Annotated in this window: 22 protein-coding genes and 3 pseudogenes; 5 read left to right on the top strand and 20 right to left on the bottom strand. The window is 35.2% G+C overall.

Annotation, left to right across the window (positions count from 1 at the left end):
- Positions 1–5: 5 nt before the first annotated feature.
- From HX13_RS01390 to HX13_RS01355, 8 genes and pseudogenes are all read right to left on the bottom strand, one after another.
- Positions 6–659 carry a hypothetical protein gene (locus HX13_RS01390; RefSeq protein WP_050019650.1) on the bottom strand — a complete coding sequence of 218 codons (654 nt, stop codon included), beginning with the start codon at positions 657–659 and terminating at the stop codon, positions 6–8.
- Positions 646–3,728 (bottom strand): annotated as a pseudogene (locus HX13_RS01385) (TraG family conjugative transposon ATPase). Before HX13_RS01385 ends, HX13_RS01390 begins: the two are co-directional and overlap by 14 nt.
- 6 nt (positions 3,729–3,734) lie before the next feature.
- A complete protein-coding gene (locus HX13_RS01380; protein WP_050019649.1) occupies positions 3,735–4,064 on the bottom strand; it encodes a DUF4133 domain-containing protein in 330 nt (109 codons plus the stop codon).
- Between the two features lie 3 nt (positions 4,065–4,067).
- The gene (locus HX13_RS01375; protein ID WP_050019648.1) at positions 4,068–4,388 is read right to left on the bottom strand and encodes a DUF4134 domain-containing protein; all 321 of its coding nucleotides are present in this window, start codon (positions 4,386–4,388) and stop codon (positions 4,068–4,070) included.
- 112 nt (positions 4,389–4,500) lie between these two features.
- Positions 4,501–5,040, bottom strand: a complete 540-nt coding sequence (locus HX13_RS01370) for a hypothetical protein (RefSeq protein ID WP_050019647.1) — start codon at positions 5,038–5,040, stop codon at positions 4,501–4,503.
- A gap of 38 nt (positions 5,041–5,078) precedes the next feature.
- Positions 5,079–5,732: a ParA family protein gene (locus HX13_RS01365; protein WP_050019646.1), complete on the bottom strand. Its 654-nt coding sequence runs from the start codon at positions 5,730–5,732 to the stop codon at positions 5,079–5,081.
- Positions 5,733–5,809: 77 nt separating this feature from the next.
- Positions 5,810–7,285 (bottom strand): relaxase/mobilization nuclease domain-containing protein, encoded by a 1,476-nt coding sequence (locus tag HX13_RS01360; protein WP_316931207.1) that lies wholly within the window; start codon positions 7,283–7,285, stop codon positions 5,810–5,812.
- Between the two features lie 11 nt (positions 7,286–7,296).
- Positions 7,297–7,656, bottom strand: a complete 360-nt coding sequence (locus HX13_RS01355) for a hypothetical protein (protein ID WP_050019644.1) — start codon at positions 7,654–7,656, stop codon at positions 7,297–7,299.
- 934 nt (positions 7,657–8,590) lie between these two features.
- Here HX13_RS01355 and HX13_RS01350 point away from each other — a divergent pair.
- Both HX13_RS01350 and HX13_RS01345 read left to right on the top strand, forming a co-directional pair.
- Complete coding sequence (locus HX13_RS01350) at positions 8,591–9,586, top strand: YhcG family protein (protein ID WP_238554944.1); 996 nt, start codon at positions 8,591–8,593, stop codon at positions 9,584–9,586.
- A 297-nt stretch (positions 9,587–9,883) separates the two neighbouring features.
- Positions 9,884–10,369, top strand: a complete 486-nt coding sequence (locus HX13_RS01345; RefSeq protein ID WP_050019643.1) for a PH domain-containing protein — start codon at positions 9,884–9,886, stop codon at positions 10,367–10,369.
- A gap of 42 nt (positions 10,370–10,411) precedes the next feature.
- Here the strand turns inward: HX13_RS01345 and HX13_RS01340 are convergent, their stop codons facing one another.
- Positions 10,412–10,618, bottom strand: coding sequence for a hypothetical protein (locus HX13_RS01340; RefSeq protein WP_050019642.1), 207 nt, complete (start codon positions 10,616–10,618; stop codon positions 10,412–10,414).
- Positions 10,619–10,861: 243 nt separating this feature from the next.
- Positions 10,862–11,259, bottom strand: a pseudogene (locus HX13_RS01335) (single-stranded DNA-binding protein).
- 763 nt (positions 11,260–12,022) lie between these two features.
- Between HX13_RS01335 and HX13_RS01330 the strand changes: the two are divergent.
- The gene (locus HX13_RS01330) at positions 12,023–12,199 is read left to right on the top strand and encodes a histone H1 (protein WP_024568772.1); all 177 of its coding nucleotides are present in this window, start codon (positions 12,023–12,025) and stop codon (positions 12,197–12,199) included.
- A gap of 76 nt (positions 12,200–12,275) precedes the next feature.
- Here HX13_RS01330 and HX13_RS01325 read toward each other — a convergent pair whose 3' ends face one another.
- The 10 genes and pseudogenes from HX13_RS01325 to HX13_RS01280 all read right to left on the bottom strand — a co-directional run bounded on the left by HX13_RS01325 (position 12,276) and on the right by HX13_RS01280 (position 18,964).
- The gene (locus HX13_RS01325; RefSeq protein WP_050019641.1) at positions 12,276–13,109 is read right to left on the bottom strand and encodes a toprim domain-containing protein; all 834 of its coding nucleotides are present in this window, start codon (positions 13,107–13,109) and stop codon (positions 12,276–12,278) included.
- Positions 13,110–13,530: 421 nt separating this feature from the next.
- Entirely contained in the window at positions 13,531–13,836 is a 306-nt protein-coding gene (locus tag HX13_RS23125) for a hypothetical protein (protein ID WP_238554943.1), read from the bottom strand.
- Positions 13,837–13,981: 145 nt separating this feature from the next.
- Complete coding sequence (locus tag HX13_RS23120) at positions 13,982–14,635, bottom strand: hypothetical protein (protein ID WP_050019639.1); 654 nt, start codon at positions 14,633–14,635, stop codon at positions 13,982–13,984.
- Positions 14,636–14,726: 91 nt separating this feature from the next.
- Complete coding sequence (locus HX13_RS01310) at positions 14,727–14,906, bottom strand: hypothetical protein (protein ID WP_050019638.1); 180 nt, start codon at positions 14,904–14,906, stop codon at positions 14,727–14,729.
- A 57-nt stretch (positions 14,907–14,963) separates the two neighbouring features.
- On the bottom strand, positions 14,964–15,290 hold the full coding sequence (locus HX13_RS21760; protein ID WP_128572145.1) for a hypothetical protein: 327 nt from the start codon (positions 15,288–15,290) through the stop codon (positions 14,964–14,966).
- 385 nt (positions 15,291–15,675) lie between these two features.
- Entirely contained in the window at positions 15,676–15,927 is a 252-nt protein-coding gene (locus tag HX13_RS01300; protein WP_050019637.1) for a DUF3853 family protein, read from the bottom strand.
- Complete coding sequence (locus tag HX13_RS01295; protein WP_128572144.1) at positions 15,924–16,448, bottom strand: hypothetical protein; 525 nt, start codon at positions 16,446–16,448, stop codon at positions 15,924–15,926. The genes HX13_RS01300 and HX13_RS01295 overlap by 4 nt, the downstream gene beginning before the upstream one ends.
- Positions 16,449–16,508: 60 nt before the next feature.
- A pseudogene (locus tag HX13_RS01290) lies at positions 16,509–16,770 on the bottom strand (helix-turn-helix domain-containing protein).
- A gap of 164 nt (positions 16,771–16,934) precedes the next feature.
- Complete coding sequence (locus tag HX13_RS01285; RefSeq protein WP_050019635.1) at positions 16,935–17,786, bottom strand: RteC domain-containing protein; 852 nt, start codon at positions 17,784–17,786, stop codon at positions 16,935–16,937.
- Between the two features lie 68 nt (positions 17,787–17,854).
- Positions 17,855–18,964 carry a helix-turn-helix domain-containing protein gene (locus HX13_RS01280; protein WP_050019634.1) on the bottom strand — a complete coding sequence of 370 codons (1,110 nt, stop codon included), beginning with the start codon at positions 18,962–18,964 and terminating at the stop codon, positions 17,855–17,857.
- An 844-nt stretch (positions 18,965–19,808) separates the two neighbouring features.
- Here HX13_RS01280 and HX13_RS01275 point away from each other — a divergent pair.
- Positions 19,809–20,036, top strand: coding sequence for a hypothetical protein (locus tag HX13_RS01275; protein ID WP_050019633.1), 228 nt, complete (start codon positions 19,809–19,811; stop codon positions 20,034–20,036).
- A 17-nt stretch (positions 20,037–20,053) separates the two neighbouring features.
- Positions 20,054–20,221 (top strand): hypothetical protein, encoded by a 168-nt coding sequence (locus HX13_RS22375; protein WP_157837397.1) that lies wholly within the window; start codon positions 20,054–20,056, stop codon positions 20,219–20,221.
- Positions 20,222–20,225: the final 4 nt, after the last annotated feature.

Below are 20,225 nucleotides of genomic sequence, written 5' to 3'. Positions count from 1 at the left end.
GGTTTTTAAAAATTCCGTTTGTATCGGTTCATAATGTCTTCAACAATAGCCTTATCCGTATTGATATATCCGGCAAAAGGATTAATGGAATTCCAAAAGCCCAGTCTATTGGCCTTTTCTAGTCTCAGCTTTATGGCCAGAAGCCACAGCTTCAGACTTTTTACATTTCCGGAAATATTATGCAGAATTTTATAGCGATCACCTGCTGTCGCAAGGTTGAGCTCTCCTGAAGAAAGAATATCCGATACATCTGTTACGATTTTCAAACTTTGCTCATATGTTTTTTGGGACGCTTTAGTTCCAAAAATAGCGTACTGAGGATGTGCAGAAGCCAATTGAACCACATCAGAAGAATATTTATAGCACTTATTTAGCTCTGAATAAATTTCTTTTACCTGAAGTCCATTTTGTAAGGTCCCGGAAACTTCTTTTAAGCCTTTGAGTATTCTATTCTGAATATCATTAGCTGCCACCATCTGGGTTCCTACCCACATTTGTGCATCTTTCAGCTTGGAAGTTTCATCTATGACTTCATTCTGTTTGGCTTTCAGGTTTTCTGAATACAGGATCATCGCTGCTGTTACCGTAGGATCTATATAAGTATTTTGGCCATATAGTAAGCTTCCGAATCCTAAAAAAAATAAACTAAACTTTTTCATACTCATAGACTTCTCTGTTGACTAATTCTGAAAAACTGATGTCGTCATCTTCTAATTTCTGAGAAATGATTTTGAAGATATTTTTACCGATATTTTCCTTCCTGTTCTTAAACTCATGATAGAACCTAAGAACCTTCTGATCTAAAGGTCTTTTATACAGGTTTACTAAAGAGACCATGCTTCCCATATCATCCCCGAAGTTTTTCACCTGCTCTACAAAAATCTCCAGAGCTTTATCATAGTTCTCATACTTTTGCACATAGTATTCAACAGCAGATTTTTCAGGCTTTTCTGTAGTGTAGGTTAAATACTGCTCAAGAGATACCTCGTTGCCATATACTTCTCCTTTAGAACCTCGTTTCAGATAAAATTCCTTGAAACGGCTTCGTCCCTGCTTATTATTTAAGTTGTTGATCGTGAAAATCTTGTTCTGCTCTACTTTATTTAAGGATAATAAAGCCGCTATGCGATCAAAATTGTCCTTAAACTTCGTCTGATCCAGAAGGATAAACGTATCGGAATTATTGATAATACTGTCTTTTACAACGGCATTTCCGATAATATCATCCAGTTCCTGGGTGACCACCACCGCTTCACCCCAGAATTTCCTTACCGTTTTGTAGAGATATAAAATATACCCACCCATTAATTTTGATGCAATCGCCTTCCACGCCTCTTCTATTATAAGGGCTTTACGACGATCTTTTCTGAGTCTCATTTTCTGGATGAAAGTATCCATAATGATAAGTGTTACAATGGGGAAAAGCTTGGGATTATCTTTCACATTATCAATTTTCGAATACAATAAAAGGTTCATCAAATAGCGTATTGTCGGCACTTTCATTGAGTGTGGTTTCATATCTTCCGCCTTTATAAAAATCCCGCAGAACAAACAGGAAGGTTCTTAAATTAAATTCTCTTTCCGTAATTCTGTGCTTTTTATTACCAAGGTAAAGAGGCAGAAATTTATCGCAGTACTCATAGAATCCATTAAAGGAAAGCTCTCTTGTATTGAGCCCTTCTTCCAGTTCCTTAATTTTTCTAATGAGAGCCTTTTTAAAAGATTCATTCCACTCCTTCGGATCTTTGGGCTTTTTTATAATTTCATGAGCCTGAATAATCATCATTAGGGTTTCATTATAAGCCCTACGCTTTTCTTCACTACTCAAAGTTTCATAAGCCTCATAAACTTTATAGAATTTTTCACTGTCATAATCAGGATTATTCATGTTTTTATCCGGATGATATTCAATCGCTAATTTTCTAAAGGCTTCTTTGATTTCATCTGAATCGGCACCGAAAGTTATTCCCAGTAAATCATAATAGCTATGTCCCTCCGCCATTCCTTCCTCATACTCTGCAAGAATATCTTCTTCATGAATATTATATTTACTTAAATAGAGCATTAATTCTTCTGAGCTTTTATGCTTATACCACTCTGTACCGGAGTTGAAATAAGTATGATAATAGGACATCAGTACATTGTCCAATATCGATTTCTGTGCAGAGGTCATCAGGGCATCCGGTCCTTGCCAGATGAGAAAGATCAGATTGGTCAAAAATTCTATTTTTTCAATATTGAATTCTTTCTTATCCATCAGAAAAGGATTCATCGTAATCGGCTTTTCCTCAGTATACTGAATGTATCGCCCACCTTTGTACATACATGTTCCCGAGTAGGAATCTCCTGTATCTACAATCACAACATCATAATTATAGGTGAGATACTGCTCCACGATATTATTCATCAAAAAACTCTTGCCTGATCCGCTGGGTCCGAGCACAAACTTATTTCGGTTATTGATTCTTCCGATCTTCATCGGTAAATCCGCAGGATCAACTTTTATGGGAACCCCCTGTCGGTCTGTGAATCTTAGGTAGAAGCTGCTTTCTTCATTTAAAGGGTAACTTTCTTTAAAAAAAAAAACAAAGCGCAGCTTCGCTTGTCGTCATAAACAGATCATATTCCCTAAGCTCTGTAGCATTACCCGGAAGAGCTGCCCTGAAAAGCTCAAGCTGATTGTAGGCATTCTTCGAAACAATAATCCCTTTGGTGAATAGCTTATTCTCAATCATTGACTGGATATTTTCCATTTTTTCCAACGTAGGCGCAGAAAACAAAATGGAAAAATGGGCATTGACAACTAACTGTCCATCTATAGCTATATTATGAAGGAGAGATTGAATCTCCTCAGCAATAATGGCATTGGAAGGAGAATTGTTAGCAGCACCTTCGTGCTTTTTCTTCTTTTTATCAAGTTCCCTTTGCTGCTGTGCCTGATGTGGAATGGTAATGACCTGGTTGTAGATAATCGTTTCGTAATCTTCCAGCTCACCTATAAAAGTGAAATTATCTACTGCGGTTTCCCCAGCCGCTCCGTTTCCTCCCAATATGGAAAAAGGTTCTATTTCAGAGGGTAAATCAATCTTTTCAACATCGACATAGGAGATGTTTTTAACAAACCTGCTTCCTATTTGCAAATATTCTTCAGTACTTTTGATATTATCATAAGTCGGAGCATCTGTAAACTGCATGGTTAAAACTCCGGACAGGTAATATTCAAAATCTTTTTCAAACAAGAACTCAGGTTCACAGTTATTTTGCTTTAAAAGCATATAGACCTTTTGACATTTGTCACGAAGCTCTTTATAGTTTTTTTCTGAGAACGCCGAGATTCGGCTTCCATTTTTCTTTATTTTGTCATTAATAATATCTGTAAACAGAAGTACAGTTTCAATGGTTTTGAAAAGTCTGCCGTCAAAATGCTCGGAGTATTTCTGTTGCAAAAACTGATTGGATTTCTCAGCTATGTATCTTTTTTTGGAGAAAATATCAAGCTTTTGAACAATTCTTCCTTCTCCGATAATGGATACTACCTGATTCAAAACCGTATGGAAATGGAGATAATGATCCGGATCAGCGGAGTACTGTTCCACTATATTTCTAAGCCTGATCCCTATAATAGGATTTCCATACTGCCCGAAAAGAACATCAAAACCCCAATCATAATTTTCCCCATAGTCATAGCCGATGAAAGGAATAGTAAATGCTTGTTTCTTTGTTTTCATACGGAATTATTTATTTTCTGGTAGATTGTTTGGCCTTTTGGTTTCACCTTTCTGTAAAAGATTTTTATTGTTTATCCTTTTGGGAAAAATGAAAATTTGATTACTGTTTTTAGTCTTATCGTACAGTCCGTATTTGTCCTGTCTTCTGAAGATCAGATAAACACCACCTCCGGTCGCTAAAAGTCCTAGTAGAGAGCCTAACAGTCCGAACTTGGACAATATGAGCGCTGCGATCACTCCACCTCCGATAACACCCACGGCATAAAAAATATATTTGCCCTTGAGCCCGAAGAATACAAGAGGCTTTTTCAGCCCCTTGTATAGGTAGAATCCCATGACTTATGCAAAGAATGAGGTTACGAATTCCGGAACTACAATCAGAAAGATCATCGCTCCACCATAGCCAAGGATTTCTTTGTTCACATCCTGATCTCCATTGGTCCATTTGTTATATACTCTAAGACCTCCGATGAAACCTACTAATCCGCCCACGGCTTTTAAAATTAGTTTAATGGGGTCCCAATAGTCCTTAATATCACTGGCAGCATTTGAAATAGCCGTTGCTCCTCCCTGGGCAAATACAGGAGTGATAGCGAGAAGAATTACACAGGCGGTCAATAATTTTTTTATAGATTGATGGCGTTTAAATTTGTGATTCATAATGATTAAATTTTATTATCAGAGTTAGAATTATGCTTAGAATTGGGCATAAGGGGTATGCTATCCTTATTGGTTAAGGATCATACAGGGTAATTTTTGAAATGTTTTTTGCTTAAATTATAGAGTGGTAGACTTTCTGTCCATCGTAGTTAGCGACCATTTGAACAGTTGTCTCCGATAAATTCAGGAGCTCTTTCCAGTGGGATTTGGTTTTCCCCGTTTTTTCGCTCTTAGAATCCTGATCTGGCATATTAGATACAGGCTGAGATTGGTTGGTGTGATCTGGCTGATTCTTTTCTTCTACTGCCGGCGCACTATTGTTTTTTGCTGGTATAGGCATATCATCAATATCCTGTTCAGCTTCAAATCTTTTCCTTAAGTCTTCCAAATCCGGTTGCTCCTCGCTTGAGGATTGCGTTGGAAGATTAAGTTCCCTTTTCAAAAAGGATTGTGGAGTCCGGATGTTTTCAACATCTCCAATTCCGATGGAAGTCGGAACCTGATCCCTAGTCTTGGAAAAATCACCAAGTGAAAATTCCTCAGTTAAATCTACATGTATGATTTTCTCTTTCCTTAAAAACAGATCATACAGAATATTTCCGGCATAGTACAGGAAATAAAGTCCTAATAGAATTAGTGAATACTTTATCATTTCTTATTTTTGATTTTGTTTTTACAAGATGACTGACCTTAAAGGGTAATTTGCAGTGCTTCATTAATCTCTTCTATGATTTCATTGAATGGCTTTTTTATAGCATATTTTTGTTCATAAGTCAGCTTTCGGGTATCAATGGTCTGTAGACAGTTTCTCTTATACACAGGGCTTTCAATCAGAGTTCCGTATTTTGAAATTTCTATATCCATTTCCTTTTGGTTGAGATATTTATAACCTTTATCATATTTGGAACGGATAAAGATCCGCTCTGCCTCACTTTCAAGAAGCCCCAACAGGTTTTTGAATACCAGGGTAGATTTTACAGATACATCAGAGTACTCAAAGGGAATGATGATAAAATCGCTGTAAATGAGTAAATCACTGTATTTCTGATCGAGTGTACCCGCCAAATCAAACAGATAGATTTCTTTGCTCTCTTTTAAGTCAATAATTTTTTCTAAATCTGCAAAAGGCTGTTCTTCATCCTCATCTCCTATAACTTCCACATCATACAGCTTAGGCAGTTCAGAATATTCATCTTCTTTCCATTTATTAAAGAAAGACTTCTGATAATCAAAATCAAACACATTGATCTTTCTTTCAGATACCATAGATAGATAATTTGCAAATGCTAAGGCTAGCGTGGTTTTCCCCGCACCGCCCTTTTGGGTTGCGAACGTGATAATCATAAGTATAATTGTCTGTTGCTTGTTTATAGTTGTTGCTGATTTATTTTTTAGTGGAAGCCGAACTTCGGCCGGCTGGCCTATCGATTTTTCTTTTTACGCCTTTTCTTAAGCTCCTCCTCCGCAGGATCTTTTCCAGATCCTCCTGAAGATTTACTGAATTGAAAAATCAAATCATTGATGCTTTTACTAAGCTCCTTTGTAAGCTTTTCATTTTGGCTTACTAAGACCTGCTGCTGGATTAGATCGGGATTTAGAAACTTTTGATAGTCTTTCTCCCCTATCAGCTGTTCCAGCTCTCCTACATAGTGTAACTTTGAATGAACAGCATAAAATTTACCGTCCTCAGACTTTATAATATGAACATCTTTCGGACTTTGTGTTTTAACATATTGCTTTACTTCCCTCCTAACTGAGCCAAATACTTCTCTATTCTTCCTTTTCTTAGTTTCAAAAAGCATAAAGTCTTTTGGCACATCATTAGGATTTTGGAATTTTAAATACTCAATTAGGATTTGTTTAGAAGCTTCATCAGTTATATTGTAATCCTTTAGTCCTTCAAAAAGCCTTTTATCAATGACTTCAGCGGTAAATTCAAATAGTTCATTCATTTTCAAAATATCGCTTCCTTTATACACCGCTCCTGTTTTATGGTCAATCAAACTATATCCGAAAGGTTTAAGATCGGTAGCTGATCTCTCTTTGTCAGAAATATGGAATACAATATCAACCCCAAAGACATCTCTTATTTTTTTCTGAAACTCACTCTCAAATTCAATTTTTGGCTTCCAGTTCTCGTTTTGTTTTTCTTCCGGCAACATAGCCTCTTGTACCCTATTGTCTTCAATTTTGAACACTTTGCATGAATACAATTCTTTGTATTTTGAGAGAATAGCCCGAAGCTGCTTCGCTCTGAAATCATGCTTATGACTACTAAAATTTAGCTCACCTGCATTAATTGTTTTCTCACGAACTCCATTTTTCAAAACATCCAGAGCATTATCATTATTCTTATTTTGAATAAGCTTAAATCCGTTTCTTGCCAAAAGCAGTTCCAGTTGCTTAAGAGAACCATATCGGTAACCCAGTAATTTCCCTATTTGCTCCTGCGTATTTTCTCCATACAGCTTTTCCATTGTCAGGCTTAATGCTTTCTGGGCTTTAAGCTTTTCATAGCTATCATTAATTTTCTTACCAGTTTGCTTATCTACACGGGTTGAAACAATATGTAGGTGATTATTTTCCGTATCATTGTGGAAAACCACTATATAAGGCTGCTGCCCATACCCCAGCTCATCCATAAAATTTTCTGCAATACTCGTGAGCTCGTCTTTGGTATGCTCCCTAAACTTCGTGGAAATAGCAGCATGAAACTGAGGCTTCTTTACTCTTTCATTATTTGAAACAGATTTCAAATAGTCACGAACATCCTGCTGGCTACTGTTTTCGTTAATGAAACAAGGAAAATTCTTCATCAGCATCAGTTCTCCGGAGCCTTTCTCTACTTTTTTGTCATTATACTGAACTCCGGGAAAACCTGATCCCGCAGGTTCCATGATCTTCACAATCATCTTGCAAGCATTGAATAAATTTTGGAAAAAATCATATTCTGCTCTCTCTTCAATTTTTCAATTTCAGAAAGCTTATCCAAGAAATTCTTCAGTTCCCCCTCAGAAATAAACTTTTGTCCATTTACGATTCTTGCAACCTGATTGATATTGGTTTCTATCTTAATAAAGATGTTGTCCTGTTTTTCAATGAAAGCCATTACATTTCTCCTTTCATCATTTAGAATCCTATTCTCTACTGAATGGATAATTAGGCTAGTCAGGGAAATTTGCTTTTCTGAGCAGATCCTTTTCCAGTTTTCTTTTCTGGATTTTTGGATTCTTATGATAATTAGATCTTCTTTTCCATTTTTCTCCATTTTCAGTTTTTCCTATGGTAAGTAAATAGTCGAGGTTTTATCTAATTAAAATAGCTCTTCACTTCTTGGTAAGTAAGGGGTGATGTCCTTACCAAAATAAATGACAGAAAAATAAATCAGTGTTTTCATTTCATTTTGATTAAAATTTCTTTTGCAAAATTGGGGCATAAAAACACTGGAAGCAATAGTATTCATGGGGCGTGGGCTAAAAAAGAACACGCTGGACTTATCTGGAAGATCCGGAGATTAAAAAAGAATGTACTGGGCTATTCTGGAATATTATACCTGATTTTCCCAAAATAAAAAAAACAAGTTCCGCAGTTTTTTCTCCTTTTTGCAAAAAAAGCAAGATCGTCTTTGGATCATACAACTTGAAAAGTTTGTATATACAAAGACACATCTTGCCTCTGTAAAGTCGCCCACTTTTTCAGAACTTTGAAAAGCTTTTTCACCAAAACATAAAATATTAATAACCAGCACCTTGCTTCCATTTGAACATTTTTGCTCTTGAAAGAAAAGATATTGTAAAACATTGAAGTAGGGAGAATACACTAACCTGTATCCATTTCACTCAGGGTAATAATATAACCTGATACATTTTTACACAGGCTCTGCAAAAAGATGGGTAAAATTTACGCAGGTGAAAAGAAAACATGGGCATTTTTCTCGCAGGTTCCAATTTTTGCCTGTAATTATTTAAGATCAGACATGTACCTGATACTATTTTGCACAAGCGATACAATAAGGTGGGTAAAATTTACGCAGGGTCAGCTTTAGCCTGTTACTATTTTACTCAGGCAAGGAATGATATCATATGATTTGTGCAAGCAGTACTTGCACTATTGTAAACTACTTCAAAAAAATATTTTATAAAATTCAAAAGAATCCATTAATTAATCGGGAACTGAAAAATCAAGTTTTGTATCTTTGGAACATGGCAGAAAGACCTCAAAATTACAATAAGACCTTATACAATTCGATTGCACAAATTATTATTGATGCAAAATCGGCGGTTTACAGAAATACTAATTCAATAGTATTAAAAATGTACTGGGAAATTGGTAAGCTGATTATTGAAGAGGAACAAAATGGGCAAAGCCGTGCCCAATATGGAAAATCTATACTTAAAAATCTCGCCAATCAGCTGACTCTGGAATTTGGAAAAGGATTTAATGAAAGGAATCTCAACAATATGAGAGCTTTCTTCCGTTCATTTCCAATTTGGAACGCAGTGCGTACCGAATTGAGCTGGACGCATTACAGGATCATCAGCCGGATTGAAAATCCTGAACACAGATTACAATATATGATCCATTCCATTGAAGGAAACTGGAATACACGGACGCTGCAACGAAACATCGATAGCCAATACTTGGGAAGATTGCTGAAATTTCCGGAAAGTGACAGTAGAGAAACTTCACACTTTATTAAAGACCCTTATATTTTTGAATTTTTAGGGCTTCCGTCGGATAGCTCTCAGACAGAAACCCAAATAGAATCGGCTCTTATTTCCCATCTCCAGCAATTTTTTAATGGAGCTTGGAAAAGGGTTTGCTTTTGTAGCAAGACAGCAGCATATTGTCACGGATACTTCCGACTTTTTTTATCGATCTTGTATTTTTATAATTATTATCTCAAGTGCTTTATTCTGGTAGATTTGAAAACTCATAAACTTACCCATGAAGCTATTGGCCAGATGGATATGTATGTAAGAATGTACAATGACCTGAAAAAGAATGCTGATGATAATCCTACCATCGGGATCATTCTGTGTACAGAAAAAGATGAAACGGTTGTAAAGTATTCAGTGTTGTCCGAAAATAAAAAGCTTTTTGCAAGTAAATATAGAACATACCTGCCCGATGAAAATGAGCTAAAACAACTGATTGAGGCAGATAGGGTAAAGCTTGAACTGGATAATATTGATTAATACATTAACATTTTGAATTTGAAAAACATTATAAATTCTGTATCAGCTTCTTCAAAGATTAGCAAAAAAACATTAAATTAAAACCCGCAACCTCTTTTAAAAACACAAGGCAACAGCTCTGATTGTTTTTAAATGGGTTTGCTCCGCTTTTCGCAAAAATGCGTTTCCGACTAAAAGGAGGAAGTGCTTTTTTTGTCATATGATTTTCCTTAATTAAATTTTAGGGATATTTTTAGTTAGTTTTTTCATTATTTTTCACTAAATCGGGATAATCTTCTTTTTAAGAAAAGCTTGACCATGAAAAACTTTCTTACTGATTTCAAAACTTCATCCGAATCTATGAATTATGAAGCCCGAATCCATTGGATCTCCAATGTTATTCCTGCTTTCTTTATAGTAATCGGTTCTGTGGGAGTTCTCTATTTTCTATTGCTTGGATACAAATTTATGTTGGGATTTATCGGCATTATTTCCCTGTTTCTTATTTTTCTTTTTATCAAAGGGATCATCGCTGTAATTCGGAATAAGAATACCAAAATCTACGTTACGGATAATCATCTTTCGTTTACCACGGGGATATTAGGAAAAACACTTTCCGATCTTCCGTTAAATAAGCTTGAAGGAATGCAATTACACCAAAGCTTTTTAGGTAAAACATTAAATTTCGGAACATTGGCTGTTACTACCGGGGGAATGACTCACTCATATTTCATTGCAAATCCGATGGAGCTAAGGAATGTTTTGCTTCATTCTCAAAAACGGTCCGATTTTATCATTAAATAAGATGTTGGTATATCAGATCGTTTCATTTTTTTGTTTTTTATCTTATGAATTATTTTTTTCGGGGGTAAAAACCCCATTAATATAGTAGCCGATAAGTCTTTCCCAAAGGAGTATCAAGCCGTTGGTATCTACATAGTATTTTTCCGTTCGGTTACAATAAATAACATATACAGGCACATCTATGTAATCTTTATTATGACTGTAAGCCTTTGCCAGTTTCTTAGCTTCGGTTTTTGATTTTGTTTTCATAGTCAATGATTTTCAAAGATTTAAGTTCCACTTGCTTTCAAGGGGTCTGCACCCTCAGTTAATCGGATTTCCTTGTTAAATTTGAGTGATAAACTTCTTGCATAGTGTATCGCTGTTGTTCTGTCACAATGGATTTTGAAGTATATTGCTACCTGCTCCCATTCTGTTCGGTCATTTCGGGATTTCATCTGAAAATTATATTGTGATTCCATAAGTTTTTTTAAGGTAATCTTGGGTTAATTATTAAAATGGTAAATCATCATCCGTATCTCCTGTAAAAGGATTGTTTGATTCTTGCGTTGCATTTTGCTTCGGTTCACTTACAACATTTCTTCCACCTCCATAAACCTGAATGTATGAAGTATGAAAATTCAATCTGAACGGATTTCCCCATCTTTACCTATCCATGCGCTTGAGCTTGCCTTGCCTGTTAATTCTACCACCGTCCCTTTGGTAAGAATTTTGGCAACATTCGGGCTTATCCAATACGAACAATTGTAATAGGTGGTCAGCTCCCTGCGCTCCCCCTGCTTGGTCTTGTAGCTGTCATTGATAGCTACTGAAAAGTTCACGACCTGTCTGTCGTTTTTCAATGTGTTGATTTCTGCGTTTTTGGTAATTCTACCGACAATTGTGTTCATAATATTTTGTTTTAATTGTTAATAATTACTTTTTTTACAGTTGTAAATTTTCGAGTGCTTTGATTCGGTATCGAGGACACTCGGCTTGTTTCTTTTCACCTTTTCCAATGGGAAAAGCAGTATTTATTTTGTTTGTTTGATTATTCTTATGTTAAAGAGCGACTGTTTGATTCGTATAACTGAGGTTCCGACTTTTTTCTTTGCTAAATGACCATAGTACAGAATCAGACACTTAAAACCTGAATGGAAAAAAAATGAAATGAAGGCTCCGAAATCTTTTTGTCCGAAGGATTTAGGAGTGTCTGGAAAAATTGTTGGAACGAAGTGGAAAGAATTTTTATAGAAACCCAAAAAAGATTTTTTTGAGTGAATGATCTGTACTACATTTGCTACAGTAAAAAGTGAAAAACCACAGTTATATATATGAATTGAATAGGTGATATTTAACCCGAGAATGATCTAAAACAATAATGAATAATTGGATTTTTCCTTGTGTTGATGTGATTTTGAAGTCTATTTTCTTATGACCGTCATCAACATTCAAGACCGAAATTCTAAAAATTAACAGTTTTATTGAAGGTTTTATATTTTTGTTAGCTGATGAACCTGAAAAAATTAGGTATATTAATTTGAAAAAAATTTTCAACTCATGAAATTACCTCCTAAATTATAGGACCAGTATATAAAAAATGACAAGTAAATTATTTGCAATATGGAAATAAACAAGATTATTCTATATTTGCAACCTTAAAATCCATTTTTTATGAAAGAACTATTAGAAAAAATTAACGCAGAATTTGAAACTTTTAAAACAGACTCCAACCTTCAGCTTGAAAAAGGAAACAAAGCAGCCGGAACAAGAGCAAGAAAAGCCGCTTTGGAATTAGCCAAGATTCTAAAAGATTTCAGAAAAATTTCCGTCGAGGAAAGCAAGAAATAGTCAAAAGCTTCCTCTAGATGGGAGAGCTTTATTTTTGTAACGCTCTATAATGAGCATTTAGAGAACCTGTTACTCATTATATCTTTTGGCAAAACCACTCATTAAGATCCTTAAAATCTCGATAAATTAGAGAACAGTCCTCTACATATTTATATTTCGTTAATATTTTGTTTTTAGTGATATCTCCATTGGAATCATTATCAAGAAAAAGGTAAATTTTATCGTATTCATCAAGTGTTTTCATTACTTTGAAAAGCATTACCGTAGAATTAAGAATCAGATAATCAGAATTTTTAGCTTTATCTATATTTTTGAAAGTCAGATAATCTAAAAACCCCTCAAATACCGTGATTTCTTTATTGTTTTGTTCTCCCTGAATCAAAGTCACATCCTTTTTTCCTAAACAGATTTTTGAATACGCATTACGGATTTCAAAACCACCTGAATTATTTTCAAAGGCAATTCCGAAATAATTTTTCCCGTTTAATTCATAATGCAACTCTTTAACCAGATCTACCTGCTGATAAACTTTCCTCATTTTAAGATATTGAATTAAAACCGGATGCCCGATTCTTTTTACTTCCAATATCCTGTAATGAGGCCCTGTTGTAACCTCTTCCTTTTGTTTTTGATCCTGTATTGAAAAATCAAATTTTCCAAGGTATTTCAAAGCTTCCGAAACAGAACATTTTTTCACCTGCTGAACAATGGAAATGATATCATAACTCTTTCCTGTTCCAAAATCAAATGCTTTATTTTTAATAAAATCGACAGAAAGACTAGGAATCTTTTCGTCCCTGTCGAGCGCAAAATAAAAGGCAGTTTTCCCGTTTTCTTTCACAGGAAAAAGATTGAAGGATTCTAAAACCGTCCGGATTCCGACTTTCTGTTTGATTTTTTCGCAATTCATTTTTTTTCTTTTTAAAGCAATTTTTTACCCGGGATTTCCCTTTTAATAAAAAAAAGACTTTTATTATCTTTTAAATAAACTTTTAATAGTTCGTGGTATCTGTCTGTCACAAGGCGTTTGCAATGATTTTCAAATGAGCGCAATTCCGAATTCGGAATGAGTGCAAATCCGAAATACAGATGAGCGCAATTCCGAAAAGATGCCCTTTACCGCATGAGCGCAAATCCGAATTGAACTATGTTTTCATCATTTCTTTTTAGCGTATCTGTCATTTTTACTGGCTTTGCCGTACCTGAATGTGTGCAATTCCGAAATCAGCTTCATAAAATTCTAAATTTTAACAATTTCTTAACTTCAGTGAGTGCAATTCCGAATTCCGAATGAGTACAAATCCGAAATACGGATGAGCGCAATTCCGAAATCAGAGAATCACGGGATAACCGTTGGGCAGTATTTCCCCCTTTTTTGTTTCCCTATATAACTGTATAATAAGTTCCTGCACCTTGTTTAAAAAAGCCGTTCCCTGATATTTCGTGGATTTTGTCCCATTCAGCCTGTTAATCCTTATAAATTCGCCAAAAGCCTTTTCTATAAGCCCGCGGGTTTGCGGAATAGTTTTGTATTGGTAGGAAAACTGGAGCATTTCCCGTTGTCCCAGGCCATACCTTTTCTGAAAATAATAGAGTCTCTTTGCAATTTTTGATCTCTCTGCTGTGTGCTCCGACATATCGGTACCGCTTACCATTTTATTGTAAAAAGGATGAATGAAAATAGAATCACCTTTGTAATGATAATTGAATGAAAGGGTATTGTATCTGTTGAAATTTATTTTTGCAGTTTTGAGAAACTTGAAGCAAAAATCATTCGCGGTTTTATAGTTCAGTCCAAACTTTTTTGTTCAGTGACGAAAGTTTCATGGTGGTTCCACCTTCTGGAAGTTTTGAAAGCCAGATGGCAAAAATAATATGCTTGTTGTTGCTGATGTTATACACCAGATTGTAAAGGATGTAGTTATATTCGGGTATAATCATCAGCTTTTTCAACCAGTAGCTGCTGATCAGAACGCTAGTATATCCACGTTGATCGTAACTCGGGTTGGAAATAAGCCCACCGAATGTTTTAATCTCTTTTCCTTTTAAATTTACGGATTTATACCAGCCCATTTTGAACCGGACAAGAAACTCATACGCTTCCACAACCTGTTTGGTTGAGCCACTCGGAGATATTTTATTGTTCCTGATTTTAATAGATGCAAAAATGTTATTTTCGGTTTCAAATTCTTCATCAAATAAAGAGAGCTGCTTCGGACGGTCTTCAGGCCGGAACTGCTCACTGCTGATAATCGAAATGATGTTAAAAATAACACGTAGTGCATTGATCGGAATATCAGCGGCCTCTTGGTCTTGGTCTTCAAAAATAAAATCGTCCACAAAATGATTACCCAGGCGTATTCTTTCGGGAATTCTCTCGTCTTTATATTCAAATATCTTTCTGACAAGCTTTAAATCTTTTTCCGGAATCACCATAATCTATATTTTTAGTGTGCTTCAATTTTGATCTTTAACAGAACTTTGTTCAGATTGAAAGATCTTTATAGCAATTTAATTTTCTCTGTCTTTAGAGTTTTTGAGCCCTCATTAAGATTATAATACAGGTAATCTCCCGTTTCATCAGCCCTGAAAACCCTTTTCTCCACTTTCCCGAATTGGGTATTCTAACTTTGTGAATTCCCTGATACTCGGCAAGAATTCCATTGAGACTTACTTTCTGTCCAGGCTTTAATTCTGATAGTTTCATTTTTACAGTTTTAAAATTTTAAATAGATAAACACCAATACTTATGTTCTTTAAAGGATTATTTTGGAGGTTTAATACTAGGAATTGAATCTAAAGACAATTGTCCGTTATCGGTCCTGTTTTTTATATAAGGCAAAAGATTTTTCAATGAGGATTTCCAGCTGGTTATGGGTTTTCCTAAATTATTGCACCAGTTACAATTTGCCCATAAAGCGTACCTCTCCTTAATAGCGGAATGCATAGATTCTTCATAGCCGCTCAGCGTTTTAGCATAGTCTATAAATTCTTCCAAAGAAGGGATGTTGGCTATTATTGTAAAAGGTTCAGGCTCTCTATTATCAAAGGATGCCTTCTCTTTCTGTTCTGTAGTTTCGGGAATACTCATAGATAAACCAACCGGTGGTAAATTTTCAATCTTTTCTGTGGTTGCTGTCTGAGAATTATTCTTGATTTTTAGCTTTTGTCTTTTTTTCTTGGCTAAGAATTTCTAAAGGATAATCTCGCACTATTCTGTAAGAACAGGAATACCCGTTTTTACTTTCGTACCGGACCAGCCCTGCATTCCGCAGCGCTTCTCTTGCAGATTTTACCGTTTTTCTTGTTAATCCTAGTATATTACCAATCGCTACGTCGGAAACAGTAACATCGTATCCATTATTATCGTTCGCTAATTTCAGCAGATACAGGTATATTGCAACAGCAGTGGTACCCAGTTGCGCTTTTGGGCCGGATTCCCAAAACTTTTTGTATAAGCTCCTGATAATACATCGCTACTTCCTGCCAAAAAGCTCTAGTACTTTTTGCTTATCAATGATGATAATTTTCCCCTTTTGGATAATGGCTTCATCCAACATTCCGGAAGATTTTATTTCAGATGCCTTTGAAACGGAACATCCCAGGACTTTTGCTAATCCCTTGAGTCCGTATTCATGTCTGTTTTCCGAATTGAGGTTTTTGATAATTTCCAAAAATTCCTCAACCGTCAGCTTCCAAAGGGGTGTTTGTGGATCTATCTTTTTCATTTCCTTTCTTTTATTGATTTTAGCCTACCTTTTTTTTCCTTTGAAATCCAATTCCTTGCAGCAGCCTGCCAGCTGTTCATTAATTTCCCGTCACTTAATTTCCAATTCTGGGAATCGTAAAAGGAATAAAATTCATGTGCCTGAGCAGAAGGTAGATCACGCTCATTAAAATATAATTCTACTTCATAAAACTTAGGTGCAGAAAACACACTTACCCTTTGTATGGTTAATTCTTGCTCCCAGAATGTTTTGTTTATTAATGATTCAGGCTGATCAAAATCTACAATCTCAATTAAGCTTCCTTTATAAGGGTCGTAACTGGGGAAATACATAATAAATCCAGCCAAATGTAATTCTCTGATACACTTGTGATAGGTTCCTAAAGATTTTACCTTACCCAATTGCATAACTTCTGCACGAGAAATGCGAAAAGGGCTTTGAAATCGGTTCATGCTCCAGCACTGAAAAAGTGCAACATAAATACTGATATGTGATGGATGTAACCGGTTATCTTTAATCACATGCGCAAAAAAAAATTGATGATATCTTTAGTCTGATTCATGATTTCCTGTTTTCTGTGATTATTTAGAATCCGTAAGCAACTTCTCAATGTCTTTGTAATTATAATACAAGATCCCCCCCTATCTTCGTATAAGAAAGGGTTCCGTTGATTCTAAGATTCTGTAAGGTCCCGGAAGAAATATTCAGAAGCTTTTTGACCTCCGAAGTACGGAGCCATAGTTTCTGTTCCGTCGTTCTTGTCTGAAGTATTTCTCTAATTGCCTCCAACAGCTCTATTTTAAATTGCTGAAGGTCTTCTTTGGTGATAATGGATATTGCCATGATTTCAAAAATTATTTTATTTGACAAATTTTCGAAATCAGGCGGGATTTCTTTCGGTAGGTCTTCGGTACTACCGAAAGATTTTTATATACCCCTTATCAATAAAGGAATTGTGGGAAAAGTACTAATAATTTGATTTATTGTGTACAAACAGGGAAAAACGCCTATTGATCACCATCTTGGAATGATTGATTCAAATGATCACTGAGCAGCTGAAGGAATTTAGTTGGGTTGGTTTTCCTGCTTTTTATCTCATGAAGTGTCTTATAAAAGTTTCCCAGGTTAATATTGAGTGACTTTTCAGTAAATTTAATAATCTCGCTAAACTCAATATTGCCACCATTAAATGAACGGGTATTGTGGAGCGCATATAGAAGTTCCACCAAAGCAGATTTTGAGGCCGACCATTGGAGCGGGGATTTATCGGTTATCTTCTCGTATACATACACGTTAATTTCTGCTATGGATTTTAAAAGGAATTTTTCCAATCGGTCATTGGCAATAATTTGGGAAATAAGGTGGTCATGTGAAGTAGCAAATTTTTCATCATAATCATAAAGACCGGATTCTATTTTCGTTTTCAGATCAAACTGATTCCGGACGAAATATTTTTGATCAAGATAGGTGGCCCTACGCCTATAGTACTCATAAAAATCGATATGGTTTTCATAAAAATTTTTCAACGCTTCCAATTCGCATTCAAAATATTCTTTCAGGCTTAACTCTCCTGCATTTGGTTTGGCTGCCTCAATTGATAAAAGCTTTGAAAAATAAATAAACTGCGAAATAAAAGCCGGCTTGATTTCCTTGAAAAAATATACTTCGGCCGCAACAGCCGAAAACTCATATAAGCTTACCTCCTGTTTAATGATTCTTATAACAGAATCTATTTCCATTAATGATCTCTCATATAAATTAATAGGATCATTTTTCAGTTCAAAGCCGATCTGTTCAATCTTTTTCTGTAAACTCAGTTGTAATCGCTTACACTTTTTAAAAAACAAGTTAGCATGCATATTTTAAATAAAAAGTAGAAATTTTTAAGTATTAAAAATGATAAAGCTGTTATTAAATATAAATAAGTCTACGGATCACCTGTCTCATCATTGATTTTTTGAATAAATTCTGAAGGAGTTAAAGCAGTTAATTCTATAAAAAATTTAGAAAATTTGGGTCTGTTGGCAAATCCGCATTCATCAGCTATCGTATCAACAGAATACTTCCTCCATTGTGCATTGGTTCTTAGCATTTCCTTAACATACTCAATCCGCAAGTTATTGAGATATGTATTATAATTTGTTCCTTTATATTCATTAATAACCGCCGATAAATAAGCAGTATTCGTTTTTAGCCTTTTTGCAAGCTCATTTTGGGTAAGCCCTTTTTCTAAATAAAATTTGTTTTGTTCCATTATTTTGAGCTTTTCCAATATTTCGTTTGTCAGATTCTCAGGCAACTTGGATAGTTTGGTCGAAACCGTATCTTTATGGTTCTCTTCTCCTAAAGTCTGATCACCTGCAATCTGGTACTTTTTAACCCTTTTTTTCACCTTGAAATATCTTACAGAAATTAAAAGCAAAGCTCCGAAAGAAATCCCGGCCACAATATATCCGTAAAATGCTGAGGATTCCAATCTTTTTTTGGATGTAAGCAAGTCATTGGTATCATATTCTTTAATGATTTTTCCTGAGAGGTATTTAAAATCATTATGCATCATCCGGTCAAACCGCAGTAATTGTTTGGTATAATACAATTCTTTCTTGTTATCATTTTTATCTTTGTAATGTATGATAAGTAGCTCAAACGCTTCCCTTACTGAAGGATGTGCAAAATTTCGTCCCAGAAATATACTATCTACTTTTTCTAAATAATTAATACCTTCATTTTCATTGTGATTTCTTAATAGAATTTTACCTTTTAAAAAATAGATCAGCGATGCATTGGTAAAATCACTTTTCTTTTCAATGCCTGCCAAAGCAATATTAAAATTCGACAATGCCTCTCGGTCATTTTCTCTTAGATAGTCTAGAATCCCACTCAGCTTATAAAAATAGCTTCTTTCTATATAAAAATTTTTATCCTCGGCCGAAGCCTCCAATCCTTCATTAATAAGATCGGAAACCTCATTTATTTTTGATTGATAAAACAGACAGATACCCATCTGATGAAGGCTGTTCAAATATCCCTTCTTCATATTGTATCGAAGATTGGGAAAATCTGTGGAAACACTTGTATCTCTATAATAAGATCGGCACTTTGAAAAAAGTGTAAAGGCTTCTTCATAATATCCTAGATAACTTTTGACAACTCCTATATGGTACATATTTTTATGATACAGATAGGGATCCTTACTTTTGCTTAAGTATTGCCAAGCCCTCAGATACTCATCAAGAGCCTTCTGATATTTTCTGTAGGTAAAGTAGTAAACACTTCCTTTTGTTAGGTAGGAATTTCCAATAAGATCGGGGTCACCTGCTTGGGAGGCGGCCCATACAGCACTATCTGCATATTCTATTTTTTTATTCCTCGAAAAGCTGACAGCGTCCCGATACGCCTGGGTTAGCTCCTTATAATTTTTAAATGCTTTCGCTTCTTTAATATATGCATTGACAAACTCCAGGGCACGTTCATCGTTTTCTTCAAAATTATCATAACGAACTCTGTAATCAGAATATTCCTGACCATTAACTAAAAAAGCAAAAGAACGTGAAAAAACAGAATATTATTTTCAAAATAAAAACAATTTAACCATATAATGTCAATGATATTATAAATATAATTCAAAATTAAGCAAAATGAACCAAGCAAAAAATTATTTCTGCACTTTAGGAATTACACTTAACAAATCCAATAAAAACACCTGATTTACAATCAATTATACCATTGCTACATATTGAGCCTATTTATAAATAGGCTCCTAAAAATTTATAAATGGGCTCCATCAACCTTTTTTTCGAAAAAATTCATGCTCTAAATTTCGCTTTCAGAATTCTAAAAAAACTACCGGCCGGGATTGTTAATTATTTAATCCCAAAATCATGAAAACCAAAATATTAATACTGCATATTGTTGCAGGAATTTTACTTTCATTCGTTATTTTATCCTGTCGTGAAGAAAGCCTTCCGGAGATTCCTTATCCGGAGATGCCTGTCATTACGACTGAAAGAATGGTCTCAAAAGCAGACACTACCCAACTTGAAAAAGAATTGGAACCCAGTGAAAAAGATCCGCCAAAGGACCGGGACAACTGGAAAACCAGTAAGTAACCAAATTTTGAACCAACATGGAGACTCAGGTGCCACTCATCATTGAATCGGGAACGGCCTGTCCCGTTAGTGGAATATGGAAAACCATAGGACCTCTTACTACTACCATCACGGTAAATGAAAAATCTGCTATGCCTACCTATTGTGGCGTAAAAGTACGCTGGATATTGTTATACCATTGTTAAAATC

It is taken from the genome of Chryseobacterium sp. P1-3 (genome assembly GCF_000738495.1).
In the GTDB taxonomy this organism is placed as follows: Bacteria; Bacteroidota; Bacteroidia; order Flavobacteriales; family Weeksellaceae; genus Chryseobacterium; species Chryseobacterium gallinarum.
Note: the sequence above shows the minus strand (reverse complement) of the source record. Positions and strands in the feature narration are given on the sequence as shown.

Coding starts and splice junctions, on each gene's coding strand:
- HX13_RS01330 (WP_024568772.1), top strand. CDS start 12,023: ATGAAAGAACTATTAGAAAAAATTAACGCAGAATTTGAAACTTTTAAA.
- HX13_RS01325 (WP_050019641.1), bottom strand. CDS start 13,109: ATGAATTGCGAAAAAATCAAACAGAAAGTCGGAATCCGGACGGTTTTA.
- HX13_RS23125 (WP_238554943.1), bottom strand. CDS start 13,836: ATGTCGGAGCACACAGCAGAGAGATCAAAAATTGCAAAGAGACTCTAT.
- HX13_RS01280 (WP_050019634.1), bottom strand. CDS start 18,964: ATGAAGAAGGGATATTTGAACAGCCTTCATCAGATGGGTATCTGTCTG.
- HX13_RS01375 (WP_050019648.1), bottom strand. CDS start 4,388: ATGAATCACAAATTTAAACGCCATCAATCTATAAAAAAATTATTGACC.
- HX13_RS01300 (WP_050019637.1), bottom strand. CDS start 15,927: ATGAAAAAGATAGATCCACAAACACCCCTTTGGAAGCTGACGGTTGAG.
- HX13_RS01345 (WP_050019643.1), top strand. CDS start 9,884: ATGAAAAACTTTCTTACTGATTTCAAAACTTCATCCGAATCTATGAAT.
- HX13_RS23120 (WP_050019639.1), bottom strand. CDS start 14,635: ATGGTGATTCCGGAAAAAGATTTAAAGCTTGTCAGAAAGATATTTGAA.
- HX13_RS01355 (WP_050019644.1), bottom strand. CDS start 7,656: ATGGAGAAAAATGGAAAAGAAGATCTAATTATCATAAGAATCCAAAAA.
- HX13_RS01310 (WP_050019638.1), bottom strand. CDS start 14,906: ATGAAACTATCAGAATTAAAGCCTGGACAGAAAGTAAGTCTCAATGGA.
- HX13_RS01360 (WP_316931207.1), bottom strand. CDS start 7,285: ATGGAACCTGCGGGATCAGGTTTTCCCGGAGTTCAGTATAATGACAAA.
- HX13_RS01285 (WP_050019635.1), bottom strand. CDS start 17,786: ATGCATGCTAACTTGTTTTTTAAAAAGTGTAAGCGATTACAACTGAGT.
- HX13_RS01350 (WP_238554944.1), top strand. CDS start 8,591: ATGGCAGAAAGACCTCAAAATTACAATAAGACCTTATACAATTCGATT.
- HX13_RS01390 (WP_050019650.1), bottom strand. CDS start 659: ATGAAAAAGTTTAGTTTATTTTTTTTAGGATTCGGAAGCTTACTATAT.
- HX13_RS01340 (WP_050019642.1), bottom strand. CDS start 10,618: ATGAAAACAAAATCAAAAACCGAAGCTAAGAAACTGGCAAAGGCTTAC.
- HX13_RS01275 (WP_050019633.1), top strand. CDS start 19,809: ATGAAAACCAAAATATTAATACTGCATATTGTTGCAGGAATTTTACTT.
- HX13_RS21760 (WP_128572145.1), bottom strand. CDS start 15,290: ATGAGTATTCCCGAAACTACAGAACAGAAAGAGAAGGCATCCTTTGAT.
- HX13_RS01380 (WP_050019649.1), bottom strand. CDS start 4,064: ATGGGATTCTACCTATACAAGGGGCTGAAAAAGCCTCTTGTATTCTTC.
- HX13_RS22375 (WP_157837397.1), top strand. CDS start 20,054: ATGGAGACTCAGGTGCCACTCATCATTGAATCGGGAACGGCCTGTCCC.
- HX13_RS01370 (WP_050019647.1), bottom strand. CDS start 5,040: ATGATAAAGTATTCACTAATTCTATTAGGACTTTATTTCCTGTACTAT.
- HX13_RS01365 (WP_050019646.1), bottom strand. CDS start 5,732: ATGATTATCACGTTCGCAACCCAAAAGGGCGGTGCGGGGAAAACCACG.